Here is a 13,781-nt window from a genome sequence, read left to right as displayed (position 1 = left end):
ATATCGGTCAGCAACGGAACATGAAAAGGGAATGTCGCCATGCAGCGAAGCAAGTCGGTCACGAAACACGCATCCTCCTCCGCCATGGCGGGCAACCGGATTGGTCGCCCGGTGCGATTGAAACCGCTGGCGCTGGCCATCGCCGTGCTGCTGCAGGCGGGCGGCGCGCAGGCGCAGCAGCCATTCAGCGGTGCCTGGTTTGCCGGCAAGGGCGCGCAACAGGGCACGGCCGCCGCCACGGGACGCTTGCCGAATGGCCAGGCCATCATCGGGACGGACAATAAGCAGGCGCAGCAGCAAAAAGCCAATGCACAGCTGCAAAGTTCGCTGAACAATCTGCAACTGGCGGCGCGCGCCATCGCCGTGCAGCAGGCGGCCCAGCAGGCGGCGCGCCAGGCGGCCATTGCCGCCGGCTCGAAGGTGCCGGAAGGCTTGGCCGAAGGCGGCTTGAAGGTCGACAGCAACAGCCTGACGGCGGGCTGGTTCAACGCGAATGGCCCCGTGCAGGCGCAGGCCGACGGCAAGACCGTGGTGACCGTCAAGCAGACGGCCGACAAGGCGATCCTGAACTGGGAAACGTTCAATATCGGCCAGAATACCACCCTGCAATTTGACCAGTTGGCGAACTGGTCCGTACTCAACCGCGTCAACGATCCGCTGGCCCGTCCCAGCCAGATCCGCGGCCAGATCAAGGCTGATGGCACGGTAATGCTGGTCAACCGCAATGGCATCGTGTTTACGGGCAGCAGCCAGGTCGATACGCGCAGCCTGGTGGCCGCCGCCGTGGGCATGAGCGACAGCCAATTCCGCAAGGGCATCTACAGCGAAACGCTGGGCTCGGGCTTCAAGCCCACGCTGGCCAACGACCTGGTGCTCAACGGCAGCGTGGCCACGCACGCCAACGCCACGGCCGACGTGGTGGTGCAGGCCGGCGCGCAGATCAGCACGCGCAAGCCGCAGACGGTGACGGAAGGCGGCGGCTATGTGCTGCTGGCCGGGCGCGAAGTGCATAACGGCGGCAGCCTGTCCGCGCCGAACGGCCAGGTCACGCTGGCCGCCGGCGACAGCTTCGTCATCCGCAAGGGGCTGGGGACGGATGCCAACCAGACTTCGAGCACGCGTGGCAACGAGGTCGACGTCAAGTTCAATGCGCAAAGCGGCGCCGGCAAGGTGACGAATAGCGGCCTGGTGCAGGCGCTTACCGGCGACGTCACCCTGACGGGCCGCGACGTGAAGCAGGCCGGCGTGCTGCTCAGCAGCACCAGCGTGACGACACGCGGCACCGTGCACCTGAAGGCCGACGGCAGCGAAGGCCTCGTCACCCTGGCGCCGGACAGCCTCACCACGGTGCTGCTCGATGACAGCGGCGCCACCGCGCTGGACGTGCAGCGCGACGCGCTCATCAAGGATTCGGCGCTGCCCAGCGACGGCGCCTACAACCGCCGCGACCTGTCGCTGATCCAGATTGCCTCCGGCGGCGATATCGCCTTCGATACCGGTTCGCTGACGCTGGCCACCGGCGGCCAGGTGAATGCGCTGGCCACGCGCCGCACGCAAGTGGCGCGTGGCGCCAGCATCGACGTCTCCGGCGCCGTGGGGGTCAACGTGGCGATGGCTTCGAACAACGTGCTGATCAATGCACAGGGCAACGAGCAGCGCGACGCGCCCGGCAACCGCGACAGCAAGGCCCTCAACAGCACCGACTTGTGGGTCGACCGGCGCGACCTGGTGCGGGTGGCGGCTGGCACGAATGGCTATCCGACCGACCGCTGGTACACGGGCGGCGGCTTGCTCGAAGTGAGCGGTTATCTGAACACCAGCGGCCATGGCATCGGCGAGTGGGCGGCACAGGGCGGCACGGTGGCTTTCCAGGGCGGTGAACTGGTGACCCAGGCGGGCTCTCTGCTCAACGTGTCCGGCGGCACTTTTGACGTCCAGACGGGCATGATTCGCCAGAGCTGGCTCAGCGGCAAGGATGGCCAGCTGTACAGGCTGTCGACCGCGCCCGGCGATGTGTTGTATACGGGCGTCTACCAAGGCTACGCCGCGCACCACCAGCGCTGGGGCGCGGAAACGACGGAAAATTTCGCCAATCCCCTGATCGGCGCCCAGCAACGGCTGGAGAACGGCTATACCGTGGGCCGTGACGCGGGCCGCGTGGTGGTGGGAACCACATCGGCCGTGCTGGAAGGCGCGATCGAATCGGGCGTATTCCAGGGCGAGCGCCAGCAGGACGCGCGCGATGCCAGCCTCGACAGTTATCGTCAGTCGCAACTGGCCGCCGCCCGCAACGGCCAGCTGGTGCTGGGCCAGCTGGCGCCCGTGTACGACGCCGCCAGCGCGCAGCTGCGCGACAATCCCGCGGCGCTGCTGCAGGCCATCCATATCGGCACCGGCGGCGCCAGCGCCGGCGATCTCCTGCGCGAAGACGCGCTGCCCGAAAACCTGGTCGGCAAGACCTACCTGGACGCCGGCTGGCTCAACGCGCAACACCTGGGCGGCATCAAGGCCTACGCCGGCAGCGCCATTGAGGTCGACGCCGCGGTGCAAGTCACGCCTGGCGGCGAAATCGCGCTGCATGCGCCCCAGGTCAAGGTCAATGCCGGCCTGACGGCGCGCGGCGGCAGCATTGCGCTGGGCGACATCGTCAGCAAGCTGTCCAATGGCACCAGCAACTGGGTCGATACAACGGTCGCCACGCCCGCGGCCGGAGCAAAGGTGGGCATCGATGTGACGGCCGGCGTGACGCTCGACACGCGCGGCCTGTGGAGCCAGCTCAAGCTGGATCCGGGCAACACGTCCGGCCTGCCGTATGTCAACGGCGGCGCGGTGGCGCTGGTCAGCAGTGGTACCGTCAACCTGGCAGCCGGCAGCGCGATCGACACGTCCTCGGGCGCGGCCGTGCTGGCCGACGGCAAGCTGAAGGGCGGGCGCGGCGGCGACATCAGCTTGCGCGCGAATCAGAATGATCTCAACGGCGTCAAGTCGGAAGCGCTGGTGCTCGATGGCGAACTGCGCGGCTACGGCGTCAACGGCGGCGGCACGCTGACCATCGACAGCGGCACCGGCGTGGTGCTGGGTGGCGGCGCGCTGGCCGGCAATGGTGTGTTGCCTGCAGGCCAGTCCGTCCCCGTGCACCTGACCTTGGCAGCAGCCTTCACCATCAAGGCCGGCACCGTGCTAGATACCGACTTCAGCTATATCAGCACGAAGGTCCATCCCGGCCAGCCGCTGCTGGACTTGCCGGACTTTAGCGCGGCGCGTCCCTACACCCTGCCGGCCGCCTGGGTCGTGCCGCCCGCCTCGATCAGCTATGAATTCATCTTCGTCACCGGCAGCAATGGCATCGTCTACACCAGCGGCATGACCGTGCCGGCCGGCGTCACGCTCACGGGCGTGCGCGGCAAGCTCGGTTCCGGCTACCTGGTGCCGGCCGACGCCTTCCCGAACGGCATGCCGGTGCCCGCTTTCAACGCCAGGGTGGCCGCCGGTACGGCGTTCACGTTTGATGTGACCTTGCAGGCGGGCGATCGCTTGCTGGCCGGCAACCGTGCGCCGACGGACCTGGCGGTCAAGCCGCTGCTGGTGCTGGACAATGACCTGTTCCAGCGCGGCTTTGCGCACTACAACATCAATGGCCAGCAGGGCGTGCAAGTGGCGCAGGACGCCACCATCGACGTCAGCATGCCCTTGCTGCGGGCCGATTTGGCGCTGGCGGGCCAATTGCCTACCGGCGTCGATCCAGCCGCCGTCCTGCAACCGTGGCTGGCGCCGCTGTGGCAGGAAAATGCCGTGAAAGGCGTACTCAAGCAACGGGCCGGCGCCGATATCGCGCTGTCGGCCGGCACCCGCAACGCCAAGGCGCCGCTGGTGGTGGACCAGGGCGCCACGCTGCGCGTGGATGACGGCAAGAGCATCAGCCTGACCGGCAACGGCCAGATCACCGTGGAAGGCACGCTGAGCGCGGCCGGCGGCCGTATTTCCGTGTTGCCGGGCACGCTTGTCACCGGTAGCGAGATCAACCGTCCAGACGGCAGCGCCAATGCCCAGTCGATCTGGATCGGCGAGCGCGCGGTACTCGACGTGGCCGGACGCGCGGCCACCGCCACCGACGCCCAGGGCGGCGTGTATGGCCATGTGGGCGCCGGCGGCACCATCGAGATCGGTGCAAAGCACAATCTCGACGCCACCCAGGTCGAGGCGGCCGACGCCTTTGTCATCGTGCGCCCCGGCGCACGCCTGGAAGCGTCTGGCGCCGCCGCACGGCTCGACCTGCCCGGCCAGGGCAGCGTGCAGGTGGCCGGTGACGGCGGCAGCATCGCGCTCAGTTCCTACCGCGGCTTGTTGCTCGACGGCAGCCTGCATGCGGCAGCCGGTGGCGCCGGTGCGGCCGGCGGCACGCTGGCGCTCAACCTGGAAGCCCCGAACTACGGCATCGTCGGCAAGCTCGACTTGAAGGGCCTGGGCGTGGAAGACGCGGTGCGCGTGCCGCGCGAGCTGGTGCTGTCGCGCCTGCAGGGCGACAGTGGCCTGGCCGCCGACCTGCAGGTGGGCGACAGCGATCCGGCGCTGCGCTACGGCGTGGCCCGGCTGGGTGCGGACCGCGTGGCCGCCGGCGGCTTCGACCATCTGGCCCTGCTGTCGAATGGCTTGATCAGTTTTGACGGCAACCTCGACCTGTCGCTGGGCCAGAGCCTGCGCCTGACCGCCAGCGCATTGGCCCTGGCCGAGCATGCCGACGCCGCCACCACCGCGCAAGTCAAGCTGGCGGCGCCCTACATCCGTCTGGCCGGCACCAGCCGCAGCCAGAGCGACGACCACCTGATGCCGAACCCGGTGCGCGGCTCCGGCAACGGCGGCATCGGCAGCGGCAAACTGGGCGTGCCCAACGTGGACGACCACGCCAGCCTGACGCTGCATGCCGCGCTGATCGACCTCGCCAATACCGTCAATGTCGGCAGCAACGGTGTGATCGTGCAAAACGCCGCCGCCGACCTGGAAGTCAAGCGCGATGCCTTTGGCGAGCTGGCGCTGCGCTCAAGCGGCGATATCCGCATGCGCACGGCGGCCGCGCTGTACACGCCCGGCAATCTGACCCTGGCGGGCGCGCAAATCTATCCGGTGAGCGGCGCCACCGGCAAGGTGGAGGTGGGCAAACGCAATGTGATCAACGAATTCGGGCAATTGGCGACCGAGTTCGACCCGGCCCGCAAGCTGACCATCGAGCGCAGTGGCGACCCTGCCGCGCCGTTGCCGGCCCTGCCCTACTCGGTGTTCGGCTCGCTGGAGCTGAGTGCCGGCACGGTGAACCAGGGGGGCGTGGTGCGCGCGCCGCTGGGCAAAATCACGCTGGGCCAGAATACGAATGGCGCAGTGACGGGCCACACCAATCTGCTGCCTGGCAGCGTGACGTCGGTCAGCGCCAGCGGCCTGGTGATGCCGTACGGCGGCTCGCTCGATGGCCTGAGCTACATGATGGACGGCGTCGACGTCGCATACAAGGGCGTGGGCAATGACCCGGCCGTCGTGCTCACCGGCGAGCACGTCGATGTGCGCGCTGGCGCCGTGCTCGACCTGTCAGGCGGTGGCACCCTGACCGGCGCGGCCTTCCTTGCCGGACGCGGCGGCTCGACCGACGCCCGCCTCAACCCGCTGGTGCAGACGTCCGGCAAAGGCGGCTTCGTGCTGCCGGGCCTGGCCACCAATCCCGTCTACGCCATCGTTCCGGGCGCACAGGCGGGCTATGCGCCCATCGTGGCCGAGAATGGCGCCGGCGATCCGGCGCTGGGGCGCCAGATCACCATCGGCGCCGGCGTGCCCGGCCTGGCCGCCGGCACCTATACCTTGCTGCCGTCGAGCTTTGCGCTGCTGCCCGGCGCGTTCCGGGTGGAGCTGAACGGCCTGGCCGCCGGCGGCTTGCCTGTCGGGTCGGCCACGGCCATGCGCAACGGCTCGTTTGCTACCGCCGTGCAGCTGGGCACCAGCAATACCGACCGGCGCACGGTGCTGCCATCGCAGGCGGTGCTGACGCCGGCCGACGTGCTGCGCAGCTATTCGCAATACAATGAAACGAGCTATGGCGCATTCGCGCTGGCGCAGGCGGTGCGCGACGGCGTGCCGCGGCCGCTGCTCGAACGCGACGCCAAGGCGCTGCACATCGAACTGGTGCAGTCCAAGGCCAGCACCGACGATGCGCTGCGCTTTGCCGGCACGACCAACTACACGCCAGGCAAGGACGGTTTCGGCGGCAGCGCGCTGCTGCTGGGCGGTGCTGGCAAGAACTACGAAATCATCGGCGGCGCCGGTGCGCCCACCGTCGACTTCAAGGGCATGGCGGTGCGGGTCGACGCCCTGAACGCCATCGGCGCCCCGCGCCTGGGCATCGGCGGTTTGCCTACCGTCAACTACAGCACCAGCAGCAACGGCAGCCAGCAAGCCAATATCGCCCAGTTCCAGGGCGGCGTCGATAACATCGTGGTGCGCGACGGCGCCGTGCTCAAGGCAGGCGAAGTGTTCCTGGTGACCAATAGCAAGGCAGGCGGCATCGTCATCGAGCAGGGTGGCGGCATCAATACCCTGGGCCGTGGCGCCGCCGCCTGGGATTCGGGCAACGGCTACGTGTATGCACCGGGCAAGTCCAGCGTGCTGGCCGTGTCGAATGGCCGGCTGGACATGCTGGCGCCCGGCGTGAGTACCGATCCGCGATCCGGACCGGGCCGCATCGACATCGGCGCCTGCGCGGCGGGCGCCGTGTGCAGCGGCAGCACGCCGCTGTATTCGGAAGGCAGCATTGTCGCCGCCACCGACCAGAGCTTCAACCTGCGCGACGCCACCACCTATGGCACCCGCAACCTGGTGCTGGCCGTGGGCGGCATCAATGTGGGCAGCGCAGCGTCGCTGGACGCCATGGCCGCGCGCGACGCATTGCCGGCCGGACTGACCCTGAACCAGGGCATCCTCGACCGCCTGCTGCGCGGCGACGCCGGCGTGGGTGCGCCGGCGCTGGAAAGCCTGGCGCTGACGGCGCGCGACGCCATCAATTTCTACGACAACGTCGAATTGTCGACCATCAACGCGAGCACGGGAAAATCGTCGCTGGAGCGGCTGGTGATCAGCACCCCGGCGATCTACGGCGCGGGCGGCAGCGACGCCGTGGCGCGCATCAAGACCGATGTGCTGGTGTGGAACGGTGCCATGACCGCGCCCGGCCTGGTCGCCGCCGGCGGCGCCGGCAGCGGCAGCGGGCGCTTGCAGGTCGACGCCCGCCAGGTCGAGTTCGGCTATGGCCCGAACAGCCGGCCCGACACCATCCACAGCATGGACCGCCTGATCCTCGGCTTTGCCGATGTGGCCATCAACGCCAGCGAGCGCATCACCGCCAATCATACGGGATCGTTGTCGGTGTACCAGTCGCAAAGCGGCTGGGATACGGCCAGCAAGGGCTATCTGCGCAGCGGCGGCAATTTGGCGCTGAACACGGCGCTGCTCACCGGCGCCGCCGGCTCCGTCAACAAGATCAAGGCGGGCGGCGACATCCATGTCGCCAAGCCATCGGGAGCGGCCGCAACGGCCCCGGGCGCGGCCGCCCTGGCCGGCGCACTGGGCGCCGAAGTGGCGCTGGACGGGCGCAGCGTGACGCTCGACACGGCCGTGCTGCTGCCAAGCGGCAAGCTCAGCGTGTCCGCCGAGCAAGACGTCGTGCTGGGCGACGGTGCCCGGCTGGACCTGGCCGGCCGCAAGATCGATTTCAACGGCGTGGCCAAGTACAGCTGGGGCGGCGACGTGGTGCTCGACAGCCGCCACGGCGACGTGCGCCAGGCGGCCGCTTCCAGCATCGATTTCTCGGCCGTCTCCAACCGCGCCGGCAAGCTCACCGCCAGCGCGCTCGATGCGCAGGCGGGCAGCGTGGCGCTGCTGGGCAGCATCACCGGCGGCAGCAGCGGCCACTACGACGCGGGCGGCACCGACGTGCCGTTCGCGGCGGGCGGCCTCGACGTGCGCGGCCAGCATATCGAGGATTTCAAGGGACTGAACCAGCGCCTGACCAAGGGCGGCGTGTTCGGCAGCCGCAGCTTCCAGCTCAAGCAGGGCGACCTGGTGCTGGAGAATGAATTGAAGGCGCGTGAAATCACGGTATCGGTGGATGGCGGCCGTCTGGCCGTCAACGGCACAGTCGACGCCAGCGGCGAGCAGGTGGGCAGCATCCGCCTGGCAGCGCGCGACGGCGTCAGCGTGGCCGGCGGCGCGCTGCTCGACGCCCATGGCAGCGTGCTGCGGGTCGACAGCTACGGCCAGGTGATCGAGGCGCCCAACCGCGCCGTGATCGACATCGATGCCGGCAGCGGCCGGCTGGTGCTCGATACGGGCGCGCGCATGGACTTGCGCGCCGGTACTGCCGGCAAGGCCGACCGCATCGCTTCGCTGGGCACGCTGGAGCTGAGCGCCCGGCGCCTCGGTGGCGCCACCGGCAACGACGTCGCCATCGATGCGGCCGGTCCGCTGGCCATCGACGGCGCCCGCGCCATCACGGTCAACGGTTTCTGGTCGTATACGGATGCCCGTCCGGGCACGGAAACGACGGCCGACGGCCGCCCTTACCAGGTCATCGACCAGGCCTACCTGGACCGCAAGCACGACGATAGCGTGGCTTTCATGACGGGCGCCCTGGCCAACGACGGGCTGATGAATGGCCGCCTGTCCGGCTTGCGCAACTACAAGGATGCCTTCCACCTGCGTCCGGGCGTGGCCATCCTCAGCGCCACGCCGGACGGCGACCTGCACGTCGATGGCGACATCGACCTGTCGGGCCACCGCTACGCCAGCGTCAATCCGCACACGCAGAAGACCGGCGTGGCCGGCTCCGGCGAAGCGGGTGCGCTGGTGCTGCGCGCCGGCGGCAACCTGAACGTCTTCGGCAGCATCAATGACGGCTTCGATGGCAAGGCCTTGCCGGTCACGCCGGACGACAAGGGCTGGATGCTGGCCAAGGGCCGGGTGCCGTTCGGCGCCGACGTCATCGTGCCGCATGGCCAGCTGGTCACGCTGGCCGACGATACCTTCTTCCAGCCCGGCCGCACCTTGAACTACGACCTGCCGATGAAAGCCATGAGCTTGCGGGCCGGCACGGCGCTGCCGTCGCAAGCCACCCTGACGGCCGAGGTGGAATTGCCGGCCGGTACGGTGCTGGGCGGCGCCGTGCGCAATGCCGCCGGCGATATCGTGTATGCGGCCGGCACCGTGCTGGCGAAGGCTGTCACGCTGGGCAGCGGCACGCGGCTCGATGCCGGCACCCGCCTGCCCGTGGGGATGTCCGTGGCGGCCATGACCTGGCCCGGCGGCGTACCGCTGCCGTTCCCGGTGGGCGCCGTCAGGGACACGCCGAGCCCCGACTACGATGGCGACGGCTTCCCCGATACGCCCGCCAATGGCGTGGTGCTGGCCGGCGAACTGCAGCTGCGCAAGGGCGCGCTGGTGCCGAGCGAAACCTGGGTGCGGCTGCCTGGCGGCGCCGACTCGGTGGCCCTGCGTCCGGGCGATGCCGACGGCAACCAGGGCCGCAACTGGGCGCTGGCGCCGATGCTGGCCAGCGGTTCGCAGTCGTGGTCGATGCGCCTGGTGGCCGGTGCCGACATGCAGGCGGCCGATAGCCGCGCGCTGCGCTCCATGGGCGACAACCGCAGTCTGCTGCTGACCGACCACCACTACGGCGCGGTCCTGGGGCTCAGCCTGCCGAGCGTGGCGGCGCCGCCGATCGAGGGCGTGGCGGGCAATTTCTACTGGATGGGCGACTCGGAACTGTATGTTGGCAATCCCGCCGGCACGCTGATCAATCTCGCCGACTTTTCCAGCGTGGAGGAGCTGCTGGCGTACAACCAGTGGGGCGTGGGCGACCTGGTGACGTGGCTGCCCGAAGGTGCCAGCTTCCCGATGGTGCCCAAGCCTGCGCGGCAACAGTTGTTCAGCGTGCTGCGTACCGGCACGGGCGACCTCGATCTCCTGGCCGGCGGCAACTTCAACCAGAGTTCGCCGTATGGCGTGTATACGGCCGGTACCCAGGCGGCCAACGTGGCGGCGGCTTACCGGCTGCCGCGCGCGGCGGATCGCAAGGGTTCCATTCTCGGTGCCGATGGCGACGCCTTCAAGCCTTATGTGGACGGTGGCGCGCAAAGCCTGTACCAGGCCTGGTATCCCGAGCATGGCGGCAACGTGCTGGTGCGCGCCCAGGGCGATGTCACCGGCGACCTGGTGGGTGGCGGCTACAGCACGGAGCGTCGCCCCGACGACGTGGGCTATTTGCGTCCGCAGCAGGACAGCAGCGCCGTCGGCACCTGGCTGTGGCGCCAGGGCACCGGCAGCGCGGTTGCCCAGGGCGAGGGCGTGCCCACCGCCTGGTGGATCAACTTTGGCAGTTATGTGGCCGGCGGTCTCGGCACGAACTACCTGTACGAGACCCAGCCCGTGATGACCGGCTTTACCGGCATCGGCACCCTGGGCGGCGGCAACCTCGTATTCGAGGCAGGCAAGGCCGCCGGCATGCTGTCGCCGCGTACCGACCAAGGCGGCAAATTCGCCATGCGCAGCCAGGGCTTGAATCTGGCGGTGGCCAGCACCGGCCGGGTATCGGCCGACGGTTCCGCGCTCACGCTGACCGGCGGTGGCGACCTTGACGTGCGCATTGGCGGCGGCCTCAATCCGGTGGCCGAAGTGCGCTCGTTTGCCGACACGACAGGCGAGATCACGCCGGATACCCGTTTTTCCGGCACGCGTGGCGACCTTAACAGCACCTTCGTCAACCTGCGCGGCGCCTTGCGCATGGAGGCGGGATCGGTGGGCGGCATCGAGCTGCGCTTCGACATGGGCGACAGCCAGGAGTCGCGCGCCTATCAGGTCTACACCGCCACCTCGTCCATCGCGGGCGGCGGGCCGGTGGTGGTGCCGGGCGACTCCGGCGTGCGCATCGATGCGCGCGGCGACCTGGTGCTGGGCGGCGTGGGCGACGCCGGCCGCGTCACCCAGCTCAACAACGGCACGCCGTTCACCGCGAAGGGCGTGGCGCAAGACGGCGAGGGCTACAGCTGGTTCTCGCTGTGGACGCCGTCGACCGCTATCGACCTGTTCAGCGCGGGCGGCAACCTGACGCCGTCCACGGCCTGGAGCGACGACCGCGCCAGCGGCAACCAGGCTTCCAGCGGCGGGCGATTCGTGATGCCGTCGCAATTGCGCGCCGTGGCCGCCAGTGGCAGCCTGTATGTCGGCAACTCCGCCCAAGGGGCGAGGGATACCGACACCGGCACCAATGCGCCGGCGCGGCCGGCCACCGGCCTGCTGCTGGCACCATCGCCGGTCGATGCGCATTTCACCCGCCGCACGCCGGGGCAGCTGGAATTGCTGGCCGCCGATTCGATCTACGCGGGTGCCTATTCGGTGACGGCGTCGGGCGCCGATCCGACCGCGCTGCCGAGCCCGTTCAATCCCGGTTTCGCGGGAGTGAGTGGCCTGACCGTGTATGGCGACACGTACACGCATAACGTCAACCAGGAGGCACAGGCGCCCAGCGTGCTGTTCGCGTCGCGCGAAGCGGGCGCTTCACCGCAGCGTTATCCGCTGTTCACGCTGACGCCGCCCACCGCCTCGGGCTATGCGGTGCAGGATCAGTTGCCGGCGCGCTATTACGCGCTGGCGGGCGACATCATCGGCCTGCGCACCGGTTCCATCATCACGCGCGGCGGCGGCAATGCGGCCAGCCACAGCACCTGGTACGAGGGCGCCGGTCCGGTCGATATCCGGGCCGGACGCGATATCGTCAACTCCGGCACGGCGCTGGGGCTGGTCGAAGCGACGCCACAGGGACTGCTGGGCTGGACTTCGGAGATAGCGTACGCCAACCCGTCGCTGCCGCTGCGGCCGACGGAAAACTTTGTTGGTTCGGCGCGCGGCAATCTGATACTGCACAACAATCCAGACGAGGTGTCGGTCGTGCGTGCCGGCCGCGACATTCGCTACGGCACGTTCTACGTGGGCGGTCCGGGCACGCTGGAAGTGACGGCCGGGCGCGATATCGACATGGCCGACAAGGCCGAGCTGAAGAGTATCGGCGCGGTGACGAATCGCACATCCGGCGACCGCAGCAGCGGCGCCAGCATCGCGGTGGCGGCCGGGGTCGGGGCGCATGGCCCCAACTACGACGCCTTTGCCGCGCGCTATCTCGACGCTGCCAACCTGATCGATCCAGGCAAGTCGCTGGCCGACCAGCCGGGCAAGGCGGTGGCCGTGTATGGCGGCCGCCTGGACCTGGCAGACTGGTTGCGCGCGGAATTCGGCTACAGCGGCGACGCGGCGGGCGCGCCCGCCTTCCTGGCAGCGCGCCAAAGCGAGCTCGACAAGACTCTCCAGGCCAGCACCGGAGGCAGCAGGCGCGACCTGCAGCGCGAATATGGCCTGTCGAGCCAACTGCACCTGGTCAACTGGCTGGAAACCCGCTACGGCGCCGGACAGCGCAATGGCGCCGGGCTGACCTTCGATGCCGGCAGCATGGACGCGCGCAAGTTTTTCGCGGCCTTGCCGGCCGAGCAGCAGCGTGTCTTCCTGCGCAACGTGTATTTCGCCGAACTCAAGGCAGGCGGGCGCGAGTACACGGCTGCCGGCGGCGTGCGCGAAGGCAGCTACCTGCGCGGCCGCGAAGCCATCGCCACGCTGTTCCCGACCAAGGATGCGCAGGGCAAGCCCGTGACCTATGCGGGCGACCTGACCATGTTCAGTGGCGCCACCTACTATCTGGACGGTGCCTCAGGCGGCAGCACCAGGCGGCCGCGCAAGGGTGTCAACTACCTGACCCGCCAGCAATATGCACTGTCGGGCGACAACCACGCCCCGGTGTTTGACCTGGTCGATGCCGGCATTCACACTGACTTTGGCGGCAACATCGACATTCTGACGCCGGGCGGGCGCACCCTGGTGGGCGTCGATGGCGGCTTCGTGCCGGGCGAAGGCTCGGGCGTGCTGACGCAGGGCGCCGGCGAAATCCAGATCTATGCCCGGGACAGCATCCTGCTGGGCCAGAGCCGCATCTTCACCACCTTCGGCGGCAATATCCTGGCCTGGTCGGCGCATGGCGACATCAATGCCGGCCGCGGCTCCAAGTCCACCGTGGTGTTTACGCCGCAGCGCCGGGTCTACGACGACATCGGCATGGTGACCTTGTCACCGACGACGCCGAACACGGGCGCCGGCATCGCCACCCTGAACCCGATCCCGGAGGTGCCGTCCGGCGACATCGACCTGATCGCCCCGCTGGGCACCATCGACGCGGGCGAGGCGGGTATCCGCGTCTCGGGCAACGTCAACCTGGCGGCCTTGCAGGTGGTGAATGCGGAAAACATCCAGGTGCAGGGCAAGTCGACGGGCATGCCGGCCATCGCCGCCGTGAACGTGGGCGCGCTCAGCAATGCCAGCGCGGCCGCCTCGCAAGCCGTGACGGCGGCGCAGGAGGTGTTGCAGCGCGAACGGGCCGCCACGCGCCAGGCGCAGCCATCGCTGTTCACGGTGAAGGTGCTGGGCTTTGGCAATGAACAGGCGGATGAAGCCGGTGTTGGCAAGCTCAAGGGGGGCGAGCCGCAGGCATCGACCTACCAGCCGGCCGGCGTGGTGCAGGTGCTGGGAGCGGGGCCGTTGACGGCACCGCAGCTGCAGGCGCTCACGCCGAGCGAGCGGCGCGGTTTGCAGCCTTGAGCGGAGTTTTATGAACATTTGATGACATTCGGCAGTCGCCGCGCGCGGCGGCT

1 protein-coding gene is annotated in these 13,781 nt (G+C 69.0%); it reads left to right on the top strand.

Translation table 11 applies throughout. From position 1 onward, the window contains the following. Window positions 1-39 precede the first annotated feature (39 nt). Entirely contained in the window at window positions 40-13,728 is a 13,689-nt protein-coding gene (locus tag LSO07_RS00675) for a filamentous haemagglutinin family protein (protein ID WP_151091785.1), read from the top strand. Window positions 13,729-13,781: the final 53 nt, after the last annotated feature.

The organism is Janthinobacterium sp. PLB04, from assembly GCF_021165895.1.
GTDB lineage: Bacteria > Pseudomonadota > Gammaproteobacteria > Burkholderiales > Burkholderiaceae_D > Janthinobacterium > Janthinobacterium lividum.
This window is presented reverse-complemented; position numbering and strand designations above follow the sequence as displayed.

What these genes read in the sequence shown, in the direction of transcription:
- LSO07_RS00675 (WP_151091785.1), top strand. Translation starts at nt 40, where the DNA reads ATGCAGCGAAGCAAGTCGGTCACGAAACACGCATCCTCCTCCGCCATG.